The following is a 20,095-nucleotide window of genomic DNA, read 5'->3' as shown; positions in this document are numbered from 1 at the left end:
CAGTAGGACAGGATCCGTCCTAGATCGACCCCGGATGCCCGAACTGGGCGATCCGCAACCCGCCCTCGACCACCACCGTGTCGACCAACCGGAACCCCAGCCCCTCGTACAACGCGATGGCGGGCGCGTTCGCCGCACCCGTCGACACGATCGCCGGCCCGCCCTCGGCCAGCACCTGCTCCACCAGCCGCCTGGCGAACCCGAGCCGGAAGTGGCTCGGCGCCACGCACAGCCGGTCGATGTCCAGCACGCCGTCGACCTTCGCGTAGCCGACGAACGCCACCAGGTCGTTGTCGACGTACCCGCCCAGCCACCGCAGCGGCAGTCTCCGGATGTCCTCCACCGAGTCGTGCAGCCCGGGTATCGCCGTGCTGCCGATCAACTCAGCCTCGACCGCGTACGACAGCGTCGCGATCCGGTGCACCGCCTTCGCCGTCTCGTCGTCGGCGAGGTCCAGGGGAACGATCATGCGGGTCATCCTTTCCCACGAGGTGATCCGCCGGTTACCCGGTCCGATCGGCCGCGGAACGCCGTGTTCGGCGGCCGGCGGCGGCGCTCTGGTCGCCCGGGGGCTACTCCCGGATTGCGCAAGCTGCGAGTAGACCCCCTCCGGCGCCGCGAACTAGCTTCGGGCGACGAGCGGCCCGGAGGGGAAGAAATGGTCGAGATCGCGCTGCGGATCAACGGATCCGAGCACCGGCTGGACATCCAGCCACACGTGAGCCTGCTCGACGCGCTGCGCGACCACCTCGGGCTGACCGGCACGAAGAAGGGCTGCGACCAGGGCGCGTGCGGCGCGTGCACGGTGCTGTCCGACGGCGAGCGGATCAACTCGTGCCTCGCGCTCGCGGTGCAGTACGCGGGCCGGGAGATCACCACCATCGAAGGCGTCGACCACCCGTTGCAGCGGGCGTTCGTGCGGGCCGACGGGCTCCAGTGCGGCTACTGCACGCCCGGCCAGATCTGCTCGGCGATCGGGATGCTCGACGAGCACAAGAACGGCATGCCCAGCGCGGTCACCGACGAGCTGCCCGGCGCGGAGCTGTCCGACGAGGAGGTCCGGGAGCGGATGAGCGGCAACCTGTGCCGGTGCGGCGCCTACAACGGCATCGTCGCGGCGATCCGCGAGGTCGCGGAATGAAGTCGTTCGCCTACGTCGCCGCGCCGGACACGGCCACCGCGTTGCGGGCGGTCGCGGACGGGGACCGCGTGAAGTTCCTCGCCGGCGGCACGAACCTGGTCGACCTCATGCGCGAGCGGATCGAGCAGCCCGACACCGTGGTGGACATCAGCCGGCTGCCGATGTCCGGCGTCGAGGAACTGCCGGACGGCGGACTGCGCATCGGCGCGCTCACGACCAACAGCGGCGTCGCCGCCGACCCGCTGGTGTGGACCCGCTATCCCGTGCTGGCGCAGGCGATTCTCAACGGGGCGTCCCCGCAGCTGCGGAACATGGCCACGGTCGGCGGCAACCTGCTGCAACGCACCCGGTGCCTGTACTTCTACGACGAGGCCGCGCGGTGCAACAAGCGCGCCCCCGGCAGCGGCTGCGACGCGATCGGCGGGTTCTCCCGGGGCAGCGCCGTGCTCGGCGTGAGCGAGCACTGCATCGCGACCCACCCCTCGGACATGGCCGTCGCGCTGGTGCTGCTCGACGCGACCGTCGAGGTGCAGAGCACGCGCGGCACGCGGCGCATCCCGATCGCCGAGTTCCACCGCGTGCCCGGCGACGCGCCGCACGTCGAGACGGCGCTCGCCGCGGACGAGCTGATCACGGCCGTCGAGCTGCCGCCCGCGCCCGTCGCGGCGAACTCGCGCTACCGCAAGGTGCGCGACCGGGCGGCCTTCGCGTTCGCCCTCGTCTCGGTCGCCGCGGCGCTGCGGGTGGAGGACGGCGTGGTCACCGAGGTCCGGCTCGCGCTCGGCGGCGTGGGCACGAAACCCTGGCGTGCCACCGAGGCCGAGCGCACGCTGCTCGGCCGCCCCGCCACCGACGAGTCGTTCCGACTGGCGGCCGACGCGGAGCTGCGTTCGGCCACCGCCACCGCCCAGAACGCCTTCAAGGTCGAACTCGCGCGGCGCACCGTCGTGACGACGCTGCGGCGACTGCTCACCGGCGGGAGCGCGGCATGACCGTCATCGGACAACCGCTCGACCGCGTCGACGGCGACGCCAAGACGACGGGCGCCGCCCGGTTCGCCGCCGAGCACTCCCACCCCGGCCTCACGCACGCCGCGCTCGTGCACGCGACGATCGCCCGGGGCCGGATCACCGCCCTGGACACCGCCGCGGCGACCGCGGTGCCCGGCGTGGTGGCCGTGCTCACCCACCGGAACGCGCCGCCGCTGCAACCGCCGCCCGAGATCAACCCCCTCGACTTCAACACGCTGTTCACCGGCACCTTCGTCCGCTACCTGGGAACCGACGAGGTGCACTGGGACGGGGAGCCGATCGCGGTCGTCGTCGCGGAGACCCTGGCCGCCGCGCAGGAGGCCGCCGCCCTCGTCCGCGTCGAGTACGAGACCTCCGACGCCGCCGTGGACTTCGCGGCGGCGGAGCCGGGCGCGTGGCCGCAACCCGACAGCCCGCTGACGCAGGGCGAGGCGGGCAAGGGCGACGCGGAGGCGGCGCTGGCGGTCGCGCCGGTCGCGGTGGACCTGCGGTTCACCACCCCGCAGCACCAGCACAACGCCATCGAACCCCACGCCACGACCGCGGTGTGGGACGGCGACCGGCTGACCGTGCACGACTCCACGCAGTCGATCGACTGGTTCCGCACCCACCTCGCGGTCAGCTTCGGCGTCCCCACCGAGAACGTGCGGGTGCTCGCGCCCTTCGTCGGCGGCGCGTTCGGCGGCAAGGGCTCGATCTGGCCCGGCACCGTCCTCGCCGCGCTGGCGGCGCGCGCGACCGGCCGGCCGGTCCGGCTGGCGCTCACCCGCGAAGGGGTGTACCGCACCGTGGGCGGCCGGACTCCGTCGATCCAGCGGGTTGCCCTCGGCGCGACCCGGGACGGCAGGCTGACCTCGCTGGTGCACACGAGCACCAGCCGCATCGGCCACGTCGGCGGCATCCCCGAGCAGATCACCGAGCAGTCCCGGCACGCCTACGCCGCCGACAACCTCCTCACCCGCCAGCTCCTGGTGCAGCTGGACCTGGTGTCGAACGCCTTCATGCGGGCGCCGGGCGCGGCGATCGGCTCGTTCGCGCTGGAGTCCGCGATCGACGAACTCGCCTACGAGCTGGACGTGGACCCGGTCGAGCTGCGGATGCGCAACGAACCGGACGTGAACCCGCTGGACGGCAGGGAGTTCGCCCGCCGGCGGCAACGCGAGGTCTACGCGCGGGGCGCGGCCCGGTTCGGCTGGCACGAGCGGAGCCCGCGGCCGGGCACGACGCGGGACGGGCGGTGGCTGGTCGGCACCGGTGTGGCGTCCGCCTACCACCCGTCGTACCAGTTCCCGGCGGACGTGACGGTGCGGCTGTCGGCCGACGGGACCGTGCTGCTGCGCTGCGGCTTCCAGGAGATGGGCATGGGCGCGGCGACCGCGCAGGCCCAGGTCGCGGCCGACGCGCTCGGCGTGCCGGTCGACGCCGTCCGGGTGGAGTACGGCGACTCGGCGCTGCCGCCGTCGCCGGGCGCGAACGTGTCCATCCAGACCGCGAGCATCGCCGGCGCGGTGCTGGAGGCGACCGCGGAGATCAAGCGGTCGCTGAGCGCCCTGGCCGAGCGGACCGGCGGCGACAGCCCCGCCGAGATCATCCGCAACGCCGGCGTGCCGCACGTCGAGGCCGCCGTCGGACCGGAGACCCCGGCCGGCCGCATGACCGGCTCCGAGCGGTTCATGGCGATGATGATGCGCGACCAGCACGTGGTGAGGGCGGCCACGGGCGCGCACTTCTGCGAGGTGCGGGTCGACCCGGAGACCTGCGAGGTGCGGGTGTCGCGGTGGGTCGGCGTGTTCGACATCGGCACCGTGGTCAACCCGAAGACGGCGGGCAGCCAGCTGCGCGGCGGGATCGTGATGGGGCTGGGCATGGCCCTGTCCGAGCAGGCGCTCGTCGACCCGCGCACCGGGCGGATCATGAACCCCAGCCTGGCCGAGTACCACGTCCCCGTGCACGCCGACGTCCCGCCGATCGACGTGTCCTTCCTGGACGAACCGGACCCGACCATGCCCTTCGGCATCCGCGGCGCGGGCGAGGTGGGCATCACCGGCGCCGCCGCCGCGGTGGCGAACGCCGTGCGCCACGCCACCGGCAAGCGCGTCCGCGACCTCCCGATCACCCTGGACAAGCTGCTGTGACCGGCGTCCCCGAACGCTCCGACCGCGACCTCGCCGCGCTGGTCGCCGACCCGTCGCCGACCCCGTCGCCGCCCGCCGGGGACCTGGCCTCGCCGTACCTGCGGCTGCGTCGCCTGCACGCCGAGCGGGGCGACGACACGCCGCTGCTGGCCGACCACGCCCGGCTGCGCACCCTGCTGGAACTGTCCGCGATGGCCGACCCGAGCCTGTTCTTCGCGATGTTCCTGCACCACTGCATGGCCATGGGCGCCGCCCTGGACCAGGGCGCGGACCAGGCGGACGTGGCCGCGCTCGCCTCGGGCCGGTGGATCGGCGGCGCGCTGCTGGCCGAGCTCGGCCACGGCAACAGCAACTCCCGCACCCACACCCAGGCGGTCTACGACCCGGCCACCCGCGAGTTCGTCCTGTCCACCCCGGTCGCGGAGGCGGCGAAGTACCCCGCCACCGCCGGCGCGGCCGGCATCGCCCGGCTCGCCGTGGTCAGCGCGAGGCTCCTGGTCGACGGCACGGACCGGGGGACCGCGCTGTTCCTCGTCGCCCTGCGCGACGAGGACGGCCCGTGCCCCGGCGTCACGATCGAGCCGCGGCCACCGACCGCGCTGCTGCCCCTGGACTACGCGACCGTCCGGTTCGACCGGGTCCGGGTGCCGTACCGGCGGTGGCTCGCCGACGGCGCGACCATCGCCGAGGACGGCTCGTTCCACGACCCGCTGGGCGGGCCCGAGGCCCGCAGCCGCCGCAGCATGAGCATGGGCCGGTTCGGCTGGGGCGCCATCACCGCCGGGCTGGCGGCGGTGGCCCGCGCGAGCTCCTCGCTCGCGCTGACCCGCGCCCGTCGCCGCCGCACCCTCGACCGGCTGGCCGGCAACGTCGCCGCCATCGACCACCTCAACCAGCAACGCCTGCTGTTCGGCGCCCTGGCCGCCGCCCTCGCGGCGACCGCCATCGCCCGCCGCGACACCGAGCGGTGCTGGACGATCCCGGGAGCCGGTGCGGGCGCCGGCCTGTCCGCCGCCGAGCAGCGCGAGCTGGGGTTGAACAAGGTCACGGTCAGCGTGCTCGCCGACGCGGCGGTGAACCGGTGCCGGTCGGCGAGCGGCGCGGTCGGCTTCTTCTCGGAGAACCGGCTGATCGGCTACCAGGGGCTGACGATGGCCTTCCAGTCCGCCGGCGGCGACAACCGGCTGATCCTGATGGACGCCGCCTGGGCGATGGCCACCGACCCGGACCACCTCCCGCCGCAGGAGCAGGCCGCGCCGGACGACTGGGGCAGGCTGCTGCGCGGCCGGGAACGGCTGCTGCACGCCGAGCTCACCGCCGGTCTGCGCGCGGACCGCGTGGACGGCACCGTCCCCTTCGACGTCTGGAACGACCGGACCGAACTGGCCCAGCGCTACGCCGAGACCCACGCGGCACGCGGCGCCGCCGAGATCCTGCACGCCGAGTGGCACGCCCCGACGCTCCCCGAGGAGTCCCGGCCGCTGCTCGCCGACCTGTACGAGCTGCACTGCGTCGAGCAGGTGGGCGAGCACGCCGGCTGGTACCTCGCCCGAGGGCTGCTCACGGCCGAGCAGGTGCTCGGGCTGCCCGAACGCGCCAACGAGATCTGCCGCCGCCTGCTCCGGCACACCGACGCCCTGGACCGACTGCTGGAGGTCCCGGAAGGACTGCTGGGCGACTTCCCCGACACGGCCTGATCGCAGTCATGCCGCCGTCGTGTCGGGTTGCAGGGCGGGGCCGAGCAGGAGTCCGCCGTCCGCGACGAACTCCGAGCCCGTGACGAACGAGGCGTCGGCCGAGGTGACGTAGAGGAGCAGGGCGGTGATGTCGGCCGGGGTTCCCAGCCGCGGGATGGCGTACGGCTCGGGCGAGTAGAAGTCGGCGATGGGCGGCCGGCCCGCGATCGGCTCGTTGATCAACGGGGTGGAGATGACGCCGGGGTGGATGGAGTTGACCCGGATGCCGTCCCGGCCCAGCTCGAGCGCGGCGGTCCTGGTGAGCCCGCGCAGCGCCCATTTGCTGGCGACGTAGGGCGCGTAGAACGCGGTGCCGACGTGGGCCATCGTGGAGGCGATGTTGACGATCACTCCGCCGCCGTTGCGGCGCAGTGACGGGGTCACGGCCTTGATGCCGAGGAACGTGCCGGTGAGGTTGACGTCGAGGATGCGGTCCCAGACCAGCCGCTCGACGGCCTCGATCGGTGCCGCGGGGTTCTGGACGCCGGCGTTGTTGACCAGCACCGCGATCGGCCCGAAATGGCGTTCGGTCTCGGTGACCGCCGCGACCCAGGCGTCCTCGTCGGTGACGTCCAGGCGGACGAACAGTGCCCGCGAGCCGAGTTCGGCGGCGAGTTCTTTGCCCGGCCCGTCGGAGAGCGCGGCGATGACGACGTTCGCTCCCTCCTGGTGATAGGCCCGGACGTGGCCGGCGCCCTGCCCGCCGGTGCCGCCGGTGACGAGAACGGTCTGCTTGTCGAAGCGTCCCATGACGCGGTCCTCCCTGACATTGGTGAGTCGAGTGACTCACCTCGCCATCAGGCTATGGTCGCGACAGATGGTGAGTCAAGTGACTCGCCTCGCGTAGGATGAGGTCCATGACGACGGAGCCCTCGACCTATCACCGGCGCGTCGCCGAGCAGAAGCGGGCAGCCATCATCGACGCCGCCACCCGACTGTTCCTCGATGCCGGGTACGCCGGCACGTCACTGGCCAAGGTCGCCGAGGCGGCCGGGGTGTCGAAGGCGACCCTGTTCAAGCAGTTCCCGACCAAGGCGGCGCTGTTCGACGCGATCGTGACGGAGTCCTGGAAGCTCGAGGACGAAGGCGACCTCCGCCCACCGACGGGCGACCTGCGGGCGGGCCTGACGGCCATCGGCCGCCGGTACGTCGCCCTCCTCACCCGGCCCGGCATGGCCGCCCTGTTCCGCATCGTCATCGCCGAACTGCCGCGCTTCCCCGAGTTGGGCGAGGCCCACTTCGAGCACGGCAAGATGCCCTACTTCGACTCGGTGCGCCGCTATCTCGACACCGAGAACGCCCTGGGAACGGCGAAGCTGGACGACCCGGAGCTGGCCGCGACCCAGTTCCTCGGGATGATCTCCAACTACGTCTTCTGGCCCCGGATGCTGCTCATGAACTGGTCTCCCGACGACGCATCGACGGCACACGTCGTGGACGAGGCCGTACTGATGATGGAAGCCAGATACGGCGTCGCGAACACCACCAACTGAAGCGGCAGGTGCCGTGCTTGAACGTTGGTCAGCGGGCCGGCCGGCGCGCCAACAGGCTCCCCGGCCACAAGGAGCAGCCGCCTGACCAGCACGATCAGTGCTTAGCGGTAGTTTCGTTCCGATGTTCCTCAAACGCGTGATAGGACGGTCCCGCCGCGTGGCGGGACCGTCCCGAGTGGACGGGCTCAGCGGCGGGGGAGGTAGATGGACTTCAGGGTCGAGTACGACGCGAAACCCTCCGGGCCCAGGTCGTAACCGAGGCCGCTGGCCGACAACCCGCCGTACGGCGCGCCCAGGTCCAGGTCGACGAAGTTGACGCCCATCGCTCCCGTTCGGACGGTCCGCGCCACCTCCAGGCCGCGGTCCACATCGGACGTCCAGACGGTGCCGCTCAGCCCGTAGTCCGAATCCTCCGCGATCGCCACCGCCTCCTCGAGCGAGCGGTACGGGGTCACGGTCAGGACCGGGCCCAGGATCTCGTCCCGCGCGATCGGCGACGAGCCCTCCACGTCGCCGAACACCGTCGGGCTGACGTACCAGCCGCGGTCGGTGTCGGGGCGCGAACCGCCGGCCGCCAGGGTCGCGCCGGACGCCCTGCCCGCCGACACGAAGGACTCCACGCGGGCGCGGTGCGCCTGCGACACCATGGGGCCCATCTGGGTCGCCTGGTCCAGCGGGTCGCCGATCGTCAACGACGACGCCACCCCCGCCAGGACCTCGACCAGCTCGTCGTGGTGGCGCGCCGGGACCAGCACGCGCGTGCCCGCGTAGCAGGTGTAGCCGTTGGTCATGAAGATCGAGCCGCCCAGCGACCGGCCGACCGCCGTGATGTCGGCGTCGTCCAGGACGAGGGCCGCCGAACGGCTGCTCAGCGCCAGGGACACCCGGCGCAACAACCGCCCGCACACCTCGCCCACCTCGCGGCCGACAGGCGTCGAACCGGTGAACGCCACGCGGTCCACCCCCGGGTGGGCGACCAGGTGGCGGCCGATGCCGGCCCCGCCGGTGACCACGTTCAGCGCACCGCCCAGACCGGCGCGATCCGCTGCGGCGGCCAGTTCCAAGGCGCCCAGCGGTGTCTGCTCGGCGGGCTTGAGGACCACGGCGCAGCCCGCCGCCAACGCGGCGGCGACCTTGAACATGGCGAGCGGCTGGGGGAAGTTCCACGGGACGACGACGGCCACCACGCCGATCGGCTCGCGCCGCACCACGGTCTCGCCCTCGCCGTCGACGCGCGGCCGGCGGTCCTCCACGGGCGTGCTCGCCGCCAGGCCCGCGTGGTAGCGCACGATGCTGATCGGCGCGAAACCCTCGGCCATCGTGGCCACGGTGATCGGGAGACCGTTCTGCGCGCTGGTCAGCGCGGCGCGGTCGTGGGCGTTCTTCTCCAGCTCATCGGCGAAGCGCAGGAGCAGCTCGGACCGCTCCTCGGGGGTGAGCCCACCCCACTCCGGCGAGCGCAGCGCGCGGCGCGCCGCGGCGACGGCGGCGTCCACATCGGACGTCGTCGACACGGGTGCGGCGCCGACCGGTTCGCCGGTGGCGGGGGAGAGCACCGCCGCCGTGCCTCCGCCCGAGGGGACCCATTCCCCTCCGATGTACAGGGAGTCCCTCGTCGCCATGCCGCGCCTCCGCAGTCCGTCGCGATCGGAAGCACAGTCTCCCCACGGACGGAGGCGGAAGCTTCTTCGGGAATGCGGTGGTTCCGCGGGAGGCGGAACCACCGCACGCCGTCGTGCTTACTTGGCGGTCTCCACGCCGACGGGCTCGGCCGCCGCCGGGGCCGCCTGGCCGGACGGGTTCTTGCCCGGCGCGAACAGCGCGGCGACCATGCCGACCACCGAGGCGATCGCGCCGACCACGAAGGCGGCCTGGAAGCCGTCCATGGCCGTGGACGCGTCACCGTAGCCGCCGTAGGTGGCGAACGCCGCGCCGAGGACCACGACGCCGAACACGCCGCCGATCTCGCGCACCGAACTGTTCACACCGGACGCGACACCGACGTCGTTCTGCGGCACGGACGCGAACACCAGGTTGATCGTCGTCGGCAGGCACATCGCGATGCCGACACCGCCGAGGATCAGCGGCACGATGAACGAGCCGTACCCGGTGCCCGGCGCCGCCACCGCGGCGATCCACGCGAGGCCGGCGCCCTGGAGCAGCAGGCCGATGATCATGAACGGCCGGTTGCCCAGCTTGTCGGCGAACCCACCCGCGATCGGGGCGACCAGCAGCGGCATGGCCGTCCACGCGAGCAGCCGCAGACCGGTGCCCATCGGACCGTTGCCCAGGCCCTCCTGGAACATCTGCCCCAGCATGAACAGCGCGCCGATCAGGGCGAAGTGCTGGAAGAACGCCGAGATGTTGGCGATGGTGAAGCCGCGGATGCGGAAGTACTCCATCGGCAGCAGCGGGTGCTCGACGCGCTTCTCCCAGACCACGAACGCGACGATCAGCACCAGGCCGATGATGATCGACAGCAGGACCTCCGCGCTGCCCCAGCCCAGCGAGGGCTGCCTGACCGCGGCCCACACCAGCCCGAACAGACCGATCGACGCCAGCGCCAGGCCGACGAGGTCCAGCTTGGGACGCGGGCCGTAGCTCTCCCGCAGCAGCACCGCGGACAGCACGGTGGCGGCGATGCCGAACGGCACGTTCAGCCAGAAGATCCAGTGCCACGACAGGCCCTCGGTGATCAGACCGCCGACCACCGGACCGGCCGCGACGGCCAGACCCGAGACACTGCCCCAGATGCCCATCGCCATACCGCGCTTCTCCGGCGGGTAGGCGTCGGACAGCAGCGTCAGGCTGACCGGGATCGCGATGCCGGCCGCCACGCCCTGCAGGACGCGGGCGACGATCAGGATGCCGACCGTCGGCGCCAGGGCGGCCATCGCCGAGGCGAGGGTGAACACCGCCAGGCCGACCACGTAGACCCTCATCCGGCCGTACCGGTCGCCCAGCGCCGCACCGGTCAGCATCAGACAGCCGAACGCCAGGTTGTAGGCGTTGATGGTCCACTCGAGATCGGCCAGGCTGGCGTTCAGGTCCTGCCGGATCGTCGGGATGGCCGTCACCACCACCATCACGTCCAGCGACGTGAGGAAGGCGCACACCGCGACGAGCGCCAGCGTCCAGCCCGGGCGGGCCGGGCGCTGCGTTGCGGCTGAATCAGACCTCATGGCGTAACTCCCGGCTGTGGTAAGACGCGGTGCGCGTCATGTGGAACTCCGTTTCTCAGGTGCTGCGGTCAGGCGTCGTACTGGTCGTGGAGCCGCCACCACTGGTAGGCGGGCGTCTGCGGCCAGCCCTCGGGGGAGTCCTCCCACGTCTCCTGCCGGCCGTAGGGCGTCAGGTCCAGCAGGACGAGGTCGTTGCGAAGGTTGTCGATGCCCCGGGCCGCGGTGAAGTAGGTGCGGAACACGCGGTCGTCGTCGGTGCGCAGGAAGACGCTCAGGCCCGCGCCGCCGTGGATGCCGCAGTCCGCGTCGAAGTCGGTGCCCATGGTCGAGTACCAGGGGATGTCCCAGCCCATCCGCACCCGGTAGGGCTCGAACTGGGACACCGGCGCCGGCGAGGTCTGCACGTACGTGGTGTCGCGGGCGTGCAGGTGCGCCAGGTGGGGCGTGCTGTCGGCGGTGGCCGAGCAGCCGGGGCAGCGGTGGTCCGAACCCGGCTCCATCATGAAGTGGTAGACGATGAGCTGACGGCGCCCGTCGAACAGCCCGACGAGGTCCTTCTTCCCGTCGACGCCTTCGAAGACGTAGTCCTTGTCGAACTCCACCATCGGCATCCGACGCCTGCGCGCGGCGAGGGCGTCCAGCGCGCGGGTCATCTTCTTCTCTTCGACGAGCAGCTCCTCCCGAGCTGCTTCCCACTCCCGCGCGGAGACGATCGGCGGCAGCTTCATGAGCACTCCTGTGGTTCGGCTTCTTCGACTGGCGCACGCCGGCGAGGCGTGGACGGGGACACAGTAGCAGCTACTCCTAAATAAGGAGTAGATACACTCCCTCTCAGGAGTGAACGGGGTACACTCGCCCGTGTGGCAACCAGGCGCAGGTACGGTGACCGGTGTGGTGTCGCGCACGCGTTGGACGTGCTGGGTGAGCGGTGGGCGCTGCTGATCGTCCGTGACCTGCTGCTGGGTCCGAAGCGGTTCACCGACATCCAGACCGGCCTGACCGGCGCGGGACCGAACGTCCTGACGACCCGCCTCAACGCCCTCCTGGCGGCGGGCGTGGTCCGCAAGAGGACGCTGCCCCCGCCGGCGGGCTCGCGGGTCTACGAGCTGACCGAGTGGGGCGCCGAACTGGAGCCCATCGTCATCGCGCTGGGCATGTGGGGCGCGCGGTCGCCCGTGCTGCGGCCCGAGGGCGAACTGCGCGCCGACTCGCTGATGCTGTCGGTGCTCGGCGGGCTCGACCCGGCCTCGCTGGGGCCCGACGGCGGCGTCTTCGAGGTCCGCCTGGGCCAGGACACGTTCACCGTCACGGTCCGTGACGCGGTGCGCGTGACCCGCGGCCAGGCGACGGGCCCGCTGGACGCCACCGTGGACACCGACAGCAACACCCTGGGCGCGCTGATGGCCGGCGAGGACGACGCGGCCTCCGCGATCGCCGCCGGGCGGGTGGTCCTGGGCGGTGACGAGGCCGCGGGACGCGCCCTGCTGACCGCCGTCTCCGGGACCGACGTGTCCGTGGCGTGACCAACGATCCCCGCAATTTGGGAGATGCATTATAGACCCCTTGCGGCACATGCTCCTTGCGTCACCGGCTGGTCGGGCCGAGGCACTCGGGAGGACATGGTGTTGCAGACCAAGACGCCGTCGCGGGTCGAACTCGTCAAGCGGGCGGCCGACGTCGTGCCACTGCTGCGGGAGCGATCGCTGTGGATCGACGAGAACCGTCGGCTGCCCGATGACGTCATCGCCGCCCTGGAGGACTCGGGCCTGCTGAAGATGCAGCTCCCCGTCCAGTACGGCGGCTACGAGAGCGACGCCCGCAGCCTGGTCGACGTCCACGCCGAACTGGCCAAGGGCGACAACTCCGCCGCGTTCTGCGTCTCGGTGTGGGCCCTGCTCAACTGGATGGCCGGCCTGTGGCCCGACTCGGTCCAGGAAGAGGTCTTCGGCGCCAACCCGAACGCCCGGGTGTGCGGCACCCTCGCCCTGGGCGGCACCGCGGCCCGGGTCGACGGCGGCTGGCTGTTCAACGGCAGCTGGCGCTTCAACAGCGCCGTCCTGCACAGCCACTGGAAGATCACCGCCGCCATGTCCGACGACGGCAGCGGCCCGGTCACCGCCCTCATCCCCGTGTCGGACTTCCGCATCGTCGACGACTGGCACACCAACGGCCTGCCGGGCTCGGGCAGCGTCACCACCGTCGCCGAGGACGTGTTCGTGCCCGCCGAGCGCGTCATCGCGACCATGGACTTCTTCACCGACCAGTGCAAGTCCGAGACCAACAAGGTGAAGCCCGGCTACCAGGTGCCCATGCTCGTCACCTCCACCGCCGCCACCGCGGGCCAGCTGATCGGCTCGGCCAAGTACGTCCTCGAGACCTTCCTCGATCGCCTCGACGGCCGCTCGATCACCTACACCGACTACACCAGCCAGCGCGAGGCCCCCGTCACCCACCTCCAGGTCGGCGAGGCGGCACTGCTCATCGAGGAAGCCGAGACCCGGGCGCACCTGTTCGCCGACCTCATCACCGCGAAGATGCGCGCCAACGAGGAGTGGACGCAGGAGGAGCGCGTGCGCTCACGCGTGCAGCTGGGCCGCGTGGCCCAGCTGTGCAAGCAGGCCGTCGACATCATCGCGATGGCCAGCGGCGGCTCGTCGATCTTCCGCGAGGTGCCGATCACGCGCGTCCAGCGCGACGTGCACGCGATCTCCATCCACGCGCTGACCCACCCCGGCACCAACATCGAGCTGTACGGCCGCGTCCTGTGCGGTTTGGAACCCAACACTCCCTACCTGTGATCGACCAGTCGACAACGAACCGCTGTGGAGCAGGTATGAAGCCGTTTCAGATCGACATCCCCCAGAGTGCCCTCGACGACCTGAAGGCCAGGATCGCCAACACCCGGTGGCCGGTCGGGCTGCCCGAGGCGGGCTGGGACCGCGGCGTCCCGGTGGACTACCTCAAGGACCTCGCCGAGTACTGGCGCACCCAGTACGACTGGCGGCGCATCGAGGAGCGCCTGAACTCCACGCCGATGTTCACCACCACCATCGACGGGGCGAACATCCACTTCCTGCACGTCCGCTCACCCGAGCCCGACGCCGTGCCGATGATCATCACGCACGGCTGGCCCGGCTCGGTCGTGGAGTTCCTCGACGTCCTCGGCCCCCTCACCGACCCCCGCGCGCACGGCGGCGACCCCGCGGACGCCTTCCACCTCGTGATCCCCTCGATGCCCGGCTTCGGCTTCTCCGGACCCGCCGAGGCCGGCTGGAACACCCAGCGCGTCGCCGCCGCGTGGGCGCAGCTGATGAGCGAGCTGGGCTACGACCGCTACATCGCGCAGGGCGCCGACTTCGGTTCCGGTGTCGCCCTGGTCCAGGGCCTGCAGGACTCCGAGCACGTGCTCGGCGTGCACGTGAACACCCTCGTGACCGGTCCGAGCGACGACCCCGCGGACCTGGAAGGCCTGACCGACGAGGACCGCCGCCGCATGGCGCGCTCCCAGCGGTTCGTCGACATCCTGTCCGGGTCGATGAAGCTGCAGGCCACGCGACCCCACACGGTTGCCTACAACATCCACGACTCCGCCGTCGGGCAGCTGGCGTGGATCGTCGAGAAGTACATGGACTGGGCGGACACCACCAACGCCCCCGAGGACGCCGTCGACCGCGACCGCATCCTCGACATCGTCACCATCTACTGGCTCACCGGCACCGGCGGCTCGTCCGCGCAGTTCTACTACGAGAGCTTCGACTTCCTGCCCATCGGGCCCAACGCGGGCCGGTACTTCCCGCTGTCGGTCCCCGTCGGCGTGGCGGTGTTCCCGGAGCCCCCGTTCGTCCCGGTGCGCCGGTTCGCCGAGCGCGAGTTCGCCACGATCGTGCACTGGAACGAATTCGACCGCGGCGGGAACTTCGCCGCGATGGAGGAACCCGACCTGTTCATCCAGGACGTGCGGTCATTCCGCCGCAAGCTGAAGCAAGGTTGAGGTCTGCGCAAGCGTGGAGATGGCAGTCCACAAGGATGCGGAGATGATTGACAGGGCGGCTGCCGAACTGGCACGGACGGTCGTGACCCAGCGGCGTGTCGCTCTTTCCACCCTCGTGGGCGGCAGGTCCCGCCCCAGTTCGGGACCTGTTCCTTCCGCCGTCCACCTAGCAACAAGGAGTCACCGATGACCAGCACGGCATCGAGTGTCGTCGATCGCGAGGCGATGCTGAATTCGTACTACGGTCCGTTCACCAGCGAGAAGGAGAAGGAAGTCCTCGGTGTTCCGCTGCGCCTCGTCGGCGCGTGGGCCAAGAACGACGCCGCGGGCGTGGCGAACACGTTCACCGAGGACGGCATCCTCATCCTGCCGGGCGACGTGCTGAAGAAGGGGCGCGAGGAAATCCGCGCTTTCATGCAGGCGGCCTACTCCGGCCCCTTCAAGGGCACCGGCGTCACCGGCAACCCGGTCGACGTCCGCTTCGTGTCCGACGACGTCGCGCTGCTGCGCACCCACGGCGGCATCCTCGCCCCCGGCGAGACCGAGATCGCGCCCGAGCTCGCGGTGCGGTCGACGTGGGTGTGCGTGAAGCAGGACGGCGAGTGGCGGCTCGCGGGCTACCAGAACAGCCCTCGGGGCGACGGCGCGACCCTGCGCTGGTAACCAGCCGGTAGTCGGAGCGAACCAAGGAGTGCCATAAATGCCCACAGCGACCAAGGGGTGGGGCAACGCCTCACAGTTCCTCGCCGAGGCGGGGATCCGCGAGGACACGTCCTACTACCGGGGCTTCACCGCCGAGGACGAGAAGGCGGTGCTGACCGTGCCGATGCGCATCCAGGAAGCATGGGAGCGCAACGACGCCGACATGTTCGCGGACACGTTCACCGAGAACGGGAGCCTGCTGATGCAGGACACCCAGCTCACCAGTCGTGAGGAGATCCGCCAGTACATGGCGGAGGGCTTCCGCGGCGGTCTCAAGGGAGCCCGGGTCCGCGGCGGCCCACTGGAGATCAAGTTCCTCAGTGACACCGCCGCGATGGTGATCAGCGAGGGCGGCATCCAGCTCGCCGGCGAATCGACGACCTCACCGGAGCGCGCCGTGCGCGTCACCTGGGTGATCGTCAAGCAGGCCGACGGCGGCCTGAAGCTGTTCTCCCACCAGAGCAGCCCCCTCAAGGGCTGAGGACCCGCACGACGAGAGGTGAGCCATGGCGGTCGAGGTCGGTTCGCCGGCGCCGGATTTCACCCTGAGCGATCACAACCGCGAGGTGGTGACGGCGTCGTCGCTGTGGCGGGAGAAGAACGTGCTCCTGGTCTTCTACCCGTTCGCGTTCAGCACGATCTGCCAGGACGAGATGTGCCGGGTCAGGGATGACATCGGCGAGTACGCCAACAACGACGTGCAGGTCATCGGTGTTTCCACCGACACACCGTTCGCGTTGAAGGCGTGGGCCGAGCAGCAGGGTTACGACTTCCCCCTGCTGTCGGACTTCTGGCCACACGGCGAGGTCGCCAGGAAGTACGGCGTCCTCATCGAAGAAGCCGGCATCGCGATGCGCGGCACGTTCCTGGTGGACACATCGGGTGTCGTGCGCTTCGCGGAGATCAACGGTCCCCGCGAGGTGCGCGACCAGGCCAAGTGGAAGAAGGCGGTGGCGGAACTGACCGCCTGATCCCACGCCCGGAACGCCCGACGCGTCGCCGGCCACCCGAAGGTGGTCGGCGACGCGTTTTGCGTGCCGCGCAACGGCCGGGATGCGCGGACTCCCGAACCCCTTGGCCCCTCGGACTCCCGAACCGCTGAGGCCGCCCGGACTCCCGAGCTCCCCGGGGCGGTCATCGAACCGCACCGTCCCGCTGCAAGCGGAAACCGCGCCGCCGGACGGGCGAACTGCACCGGCCTCGCAACCCGCGAAACCCAACCACCCCCGGAAAAGCGAAACCGCGCCGCCCCCACCACGGGGGACAGCGCGGTCGCAGTCGCCGGTATCAGCCCTTCATCGGGCTGGTCTGCTGGTTGAGCAGCTTCCACTCGTCGTCCCGGCGCACCGCCACGTACGTGGAGCGCATGACCCGCTCCGGCGGGACCTCGGTCTCACCGGGCAGCAGCACGCCGCCCTCCAGGATCGCCAACGCGACACCGGGCGCGATGATGCGCACCTCGACCGGCTGCTCGACCAGCGTGCTGCCCTTGTAGCCGCCGGCGAACACCTCCTCCAGGTACGCGGCGATGTCCTTGGGACCTGCCAGCGCCAGGTCGCCGATGATCATCACGCCGTCCTCGGCGAAGACGCCGGCGACCGCCGCGGGATCGTTGGAGTCCCACGCGCCCCGGAAGCGGAGCGCCACCGTCAGCGCCGTCCCCTCCTCTCCGAGCGTGTAGTCGCCGTAGTTGGTCGCCCACTGCTTGGCCTGGGCGACCAGTAACGATGCCTTCTCCGTCATTGCTGTGCCTTTCTGTGTAGAGGTGGGGACTGGTCAGGCGACCTGACGGACGCGAGGCGGGGACACCCGGCCGAACATCGGCACACCCCGGCGGATCAGACGTACAGGGTGTTGGGCTCGAGGCCGCTGAGGATCCGGCCGTACAGCTCGTAGGCGGTCGGCGGGTAGACCAGGGCGTGCAGGCCCACCGCGTGGATGTCGCGCGCGATCTTCTGCACCGGGACGTCGTCGTAGATCGACGAGCCGCCACCCGCGCGCGACAGCACGTCGACCGCTTCGGTGGTGAGCTCGCACGCCGCGCTGACGTCCACACGGCACTGCGCGCGCTCCTCCATCGTCCACGGCTCGCCACTGGCGCCCTTGGAATCGACGAGGTCGGCCACCCGCCGGGCGTGGAACTCCGCCTGGTCCGTCTTCAGCACGGCCTTCGCCAGCTGGAGGTGGGTGATCGGGGCCTCTCGCATGCTCTCGTAGCTCGAATAAGTGATGCGGCGGCCGGGCAGGCGGTCCAGGAACACCTCGATGGCCGCACGCGCCAGACCGATCAGGACACCCACCGTCGACGCGGCCGCCACCGCGTTCAGGGGGGCCTTCCACACCGGCGACGAGGCGTTGGCCGCGGAAGCGTGCTGCAACGTCATGGCCGCCGACAGGGGGAGCACCCGATCGGCGGGCACGAAGACGTCGTCGACCACGGTCGAGACGCTGCCGGTACCGCGAAGTCCCGAAGTCTTCCAGTCGTCGACGATCCGCACGTCCTGGATCGGGACCAGCGCCAGCATCGGCTGCATGCCGCCGTCCGGCGTCGGCGCGAGCGCGATCAGCTCCTGCCAGTGGCTGTGCAGCGCCCCGCTGATGAAGTTCCACTCACCGCTGACCCGGTAGCCGCCGTCAACCGGGGTCAGCATGCCGCTCGGACTGAGAGTCCCGCACACCCGCACGTGCTCGGTGGCGAACACCTCGTCCTGGACGTGGTCGGGGAAAAGACCGACCATCCAGATGGGAATCCACCACACCTGGGCGTTCCAAGCCACCGCGGCGTCCCCGCGGGCGAGTTCGGTGGAGACGGCGACCAGCGTCCGCGCGGGCGACTCGTACCCGCCGAGGCGAGCCGGCCTGCGCAGCTTGAAGAACTCCGCCTCCTCGAGACCCGCGATGACGTCGTCGTGCAGCCTGCGGTTTTCCTCTGACCACCGGGAATGCTTGCGCAGCAAGGGAACGAGGTCGGTGGCGCGTTGGACGAGCTCGGTATGGGTAGGTGTTTTCACGAGGGTCACCTTGTCCTCCTCGATAAGACCCGCACAGGCGCATCGTGAGTCCGCCATCGACGGACAGGCGACGGTCGACGACCATCCTGGCCGCGGGCCCGCGCGTGCGGCATCTCTCGGATTGCCCTCTTCCGGAGGCCGGCCTCCGCAACGTCGAAGATGCGCAGGTCACGCCGCCGCTGTGAGCATGTTCTCGTCCCGCCCCGCCTGACGAGGAGCGATGTCCAGATGGGCAACTACATGGGTGGTCGCGCGGTCGTGTTGGGCGGAAGCATCGCGGGCATGCTCGCCGCGAGGGTCCTGTCCGACGCCTACGAGAGCGTCGTGATCGTCGACCGCGACGAGCTGTCCGACGTGCGGGACCCACGGCGCGGCGTGCCGCAGGGACGTCACGCTCACGGCCTCCTCGCCCGGGGCCAGGAGATCCTGGAGGAGCTGTTCCCCGGCTTCCTCGCCGGCCTCGTCGACGCCGGCATCCCCGTCGGCGACCTCTGCGGCGACGTCCGGTGGTCCTTCAACGGCTACCGCATCAAAGCCGCGCCGACCGGCCTGCGGCTCGTCGGCATCGCCCGCCCGGTGCTCGAGCACCACGTGCGGCAACGCGTCCAGGCCATCCCGGGCGTCTCCTTCCGCGAAGGGCACGACGTCGTCGGGCTGGTCGCCCACGGCGGCGCGGTCCGCGGTGCCCGCGTGCAGAGCCGCCAACCCGGCGCCGAGCCCGAGGTGATCGACGCCGACCTCGTCGTCGACGCGACCGGCCGCGGCTCGCGCGCACCCGCGTGGCTGGAGTCGATGGGCTACCCGCGGGTCCCGGAAGAGCGCGTGAAGGTCGGCCTGGCCTACACCAGCCGCAAGTACCGCTGGCACACCGACCCGCTGCGCGGCGACATGTCCATCAACCCCGTGGCCACCCCGCGGCACCCGCGCGGCGCCTTCCTGCACACCCTCGGCGGCGACATCGGCCTGCTGTCGCTGACCGGCACCCTCGGCGACCACCCGCCGACCGATCCGGCCGGGATGCTCGCCTTCGCGAAGTCCCTGCCGGTGCCCGACATCCACGACGCGATCCGGGACGCCGAACCCCTCAGCGACCCGGTGATGTTCCAGTTCCCGGCCAGCCAGCGCCGCCGCTACGAGCGGATGGAGAGCTTCCCCGAGGGCTTCCTCGTCCTCGGCGACGCGGTGTGCTCGTTCAACCCGGTCTACGGGCAGGGCATGGCGGTGGCCGCGCTCCAGGCGTTGGTCCTCGCCGAACACCTGTCGACCGGTCGGGCGCCGAACCCGCTGGAGTACTTCGGCGACATCGAGTCCGTCGTCGACGTGCCGTGGGAGATCGCCGCCGGCGGCGACCTCGCGTTCCCCGGCGTGGCGGGCAAGCGCACGCTGAAGGTCCGGATGAGCAACGCCTTCATGGCCCGCCTCCAGGTGGCCGCGACGCACGACGCCGGCCTCTCGGAGGCGTTCCTGCGCGTCGCGGGTCTGGTCGACCCACCGCAGGCGTTGATGAAACCCGCGATGGTGCTGCGGGTGCTGCGCACCCCCCGCACCCCCGCACCCGACTCCGCTCCCTCTTCCCTGGAGCGGTTGCGCTAGGGGCGTCACCGCCGCAAGCAGGTACGTCCACATCGGCCGTTCCGACGTGAGTCCGGCCGAGCTCTTGAGGTTCACCGCGC

The 20,095-nt window shown here is 71.2% G+C and carries 19 protein-coding genes; 12 read left to right on the top strand and 7 right to left on the bottom strand.

From position 1 onward, the window contains the following. Window positions 1–19: 19 nt before the first annotated feature. Window positions 20–469, bottom strand: coding sequence for a GNAT family N-acetyltransferase (locus tag AB0I91_RS12635; RefSeq protein ID WP_498778663.1), 450 nt, complete (start codon window positions 467–469; stop codon window positions 20–22). Between the two features lie 189 nt (window positions 470–658). Here AB0I91_RS12635 and AB0I91_RS12630 point away from each other — a divergent pair, with 189 nt between their 5' ends. The 4 genes from AB0I91_RS12630 to AB0I91_RS12615 are packed head-to-tail and all read left to right on the top strand — an operon-like array spanning window position 659 to window position 6,004. Further along, complete coding sequence (locus tag AB0I91_RS12630) at window positions 659–1,141, top strand: (2Fe-2S)-binding protein (RefSeq protein WP_498778662.1); 483 nt, start codon at window positions 659–661, stop codon at window positions 1,139–1,141. Beyond that, complete coding sequence (locus AB0I91_RS12625; protein ID WP_499636780.1) at window positions 1,138–2,133, top strand: FAD binding domain-containing protein; 996 nt, start codon at window positions 1,138–1,140, stop codon at window positions 2,131–2,133. Before AB0I91_RS12630 ends, AB0I91_RS12625 begins: the two co-directional genes overlap by 4 nt. Then, on the top strand, window positions 2,130–4,307 hold the full coding sequence (locus AB0I91_RS12620) for a xanthine dehydrogenase family protein molybdopterin-binding subunit (RefSeq protein ID WP_499636779.1): 2,178 nt from the start codon (window positions 2,130–2,132) through the stop codon (window positions 4,305–4,307). The genes AB0I91_RS12625 and AB0I91_RS12620 overlap by 4 nt, the downstream gene beginning before the upstream one ends. Further along, the gene (locus tag AB0I91_RS12615; protein WP_499636777.1) at window positions 4,304–6,004 is read left to right on the top strand and encodes an acyl-CoA dehydrogenase; all 1,701 of its coding nucleotides are present in this window, start codon (window positions 4,304–4,306) and stop codon (window positions 6,002–6,004) included. The genes AB0I91_RS12620 and AB0I91_RS12615 overlap by 4 nt, the downstream gene beginning before the upstream one ends. A gap of 6 nt (window positions 6,005–6,010) precedes the next feature. On the opposite strand, the gene AB0I91_RS12610 is transcribed toward AB0I91_RS12615, so the two are convergent. Continuing rightward, entirely contained in the window at window positions 6,011–6,793 is a 783-nt protein-coding gene (locus AB0I91_RS12610; RefSeq protein WP_499636775.1) for an SDR family NAD(P)-dependent oxidoreductase, read from the bottom strand. A 107-nt stretch (window positions 6,794–6,900) separates the two neighbouring features. Here AB0I91_RS12610 and AB0I91_RS12605 point away from each other — a divergent pair, with 107 nt between their 5' ends. After that, window positions 6,901–7,536 carry a TetR/AcrR family transcriptional regulator gene (locus tag AB0I91_RS12605; RefSeq protein WP_499610450.1) on the top strand — a complete coding sequence of 212 codons (636 nt, stop codon included), beginning with the start codon at window positions 6,901–6,903 and terminating at the stop codon, window positions 7,534–7,536. Window positions 7,537–7,721: 185 nt separating this feature from the next. Here the strand turns inward: AB0I91_RS12605 and AB0I91_RS12600 are convergent, their stop codons facing one another. From AB0I91_RS12600 to AB0I91_RS12590, 3 genes are all read right to left on the bottom strand, one after another. Then, the gene (locus tag AB0I91_RS12600; protein WP_499636773.1) at window positions 7,722–9,158 is read right to left on the bottom strand and encodes an aldehyde dehydrogenase family protein; all 1,437 of its coding nucleotides are present in this window, start codon (window positions 9,156–9,158) and stop codon (window positions 7,722–7,724) included. 117 nt (window positions 9,159–9,275) lie between these two features. Then, the gene (locus tag AB0I91_RS12595) at window positions 9,276–10,718 is read right to left on the bottom strand and encodes a DHA2 family efflux MFS transporter permease subunit (protein ID WP_498778655.1); all 1,443 of its coding nucleotides are present in this window, start codon (window positions 10,716–10,718) and stop codon (window positions 9,276–9,278) included. 68 nt (window positions 10,719–10,786) lie between these two features. Beyond that, window positions 10,787–11,446, bottom strand: coding sequence for a DUF899 domain-containing protein (locus tag AB0I91_RS12590; RefSeq protein WP_498778654.1), 660 nt, complete (start codon window positions 11,444–11,446; stop codon window positions 10,787–10,789). A gap of 132 nt (window positions 11,447–11,578) precedes the next feature. Between AB0I91_RS12590 and AB0I91_RS12585 the strand changes: the two genes are divergently transcribed. The 6 genes from AB0I91_RS12585 (at window position 11,579) to AB0I91_RS12560 (ending at window position 16,382) form a co-directional block, all read left to right on the top strand. Then, entirely contained in the window at window positions 11,579–12,241 is a 663-nt protein-coding gene (locus tag AB0I91_RS12585; protein ID WP_498778653.1) for a winged helix-turn-helix transcriptional regulator, read from the top strand. A gap of 96 nt (window positions 12,242–12,337) precedes the next feature. Next, window positions 12,338–13,516, top strand: a complete 1,179-nt coding sequence (locus AB0I91_RS12580) for an acyl-CoA dehydrogenase family protein (protein ID WP_499636771.1) — start codon at window positions 12,338–12,340, stop codon at window positions 13,514–13,516. A gap of 35 nt (window positions 13,517–13,551) precedes the next feature. Further along, window positions 13,552–14,709 (top strand): epoxide hydrolase family protein, encoded by a 1,158-nt coding sequence (locus tag AB0I91_RS12575; protein ID WP_499636769.1) that lies wholly within the window; start codon window positions 13,552–13,554, stop codon window positions 14,707–14,709. 186 nt (window positions 14,710–14,895) lie between these two features. Further along, window positions 14,896–15,372 (top strand): SgcJ/EcaC family oxidoreductase, encoded by a 477-nt coding sequence (locus tag AB0I91_RS12570; protein ID WP_498778650.1) that lies wholly within the window; start codon window positions 14,896–14,898, stop codon window positions 15,370–15,372. A gap of 37 nt (window positions 15,373–15,409) precedes the next feature. Next, window positions 15,410–15,892, top strand: coding sequence for an SgcJ/EcaC family oxidoreductase (locus AB0I91_RS12565; RefSeq protein WP_498778649.1), 483 nt, complete (start codon window positions 15,410–15,412; stop codon window positions 15,890–15,892). Between the two features lie 25 nt (window positions 15,893–15,917). Further along, window positions 15,918–16,382 carry a peroxiredoxin gene (locus tag AB0I91_RS12560; RefSeq protein WP_230567897.1) on the top strand — a complete coding sequence of 155 codons (465 nt, stop codon included), beginning with the start codon at window positions 15,918–15,920 and terminating at the stop codon, window positions 16,380–16,382. Window positions 16,383–16,698: 316 nt separating this feature from the next. Here AB0I91_RS12560 and AB0I91_RS12555 read toward each other — a convergent pair whose 3' ends face one another. Together AB0I91_RS12555 and AB0I91_RS12550 are read right to left on the bottom strand one after the other, a co-directional pair. Then, window positions 16,699–17,154 (bottom strand): SgcJ/EcaC family oxidoreductase, encoded by a 456-nt coding sequence (locus tag AB0I91_RS12555; RefSeq protein WP_498778648.1) that lies wholly within the window; start codon window positions 17,152–17,154, stop codon window positions 16,699–16,701. A gap of 95 nt (window positions 17,155–17,249) precedes the next feature. Beyond that, on the bottom strand, window positions 17,250–18,479 hold the full coding sequence (locus AB0I91_RS12550) for an acyl-CoA dehydrogenase family protein (RefSeq protein WP_498778647.1): 1,230 nt from the start codon (window positions 18,477–18,479) through the stop codon (window positions 17,250–17,252). Between the two features lie 171 nt (window positions 18,480–18,650). On the opposite strand from AB0I91_RS12550, the gene AB0I91_RS12545 reads away from it, so the two are divergent. Continuing rightward, window positions 18,651–20,015 (top strand): FAD-dependent oxidoreductase, encoded by a 1,365-nt coding sequence (locus tag AB0I91_RS12545; protein ID WP_498778646.1) that lies wholly within the window; start codon window positions 18,651–18,653, stop codon window positions 20,013–20,015. Window positions 20,016–20,095 lie beyond the last annotated feature (80 nt).

Origin of the sequence: Actinosynnema sp. NPDC049800, assembly GCF_040656635.1 — a bacterium.
Classification (GTDB): Bacteria; Actinomycetota; Actinomycetes; order Mycobacteriales; family Pseudonocardiaceae; genus Actinosynnema.
This window is presented reverse-complemented; position numbering and strand designations above follow the sequence as displayed.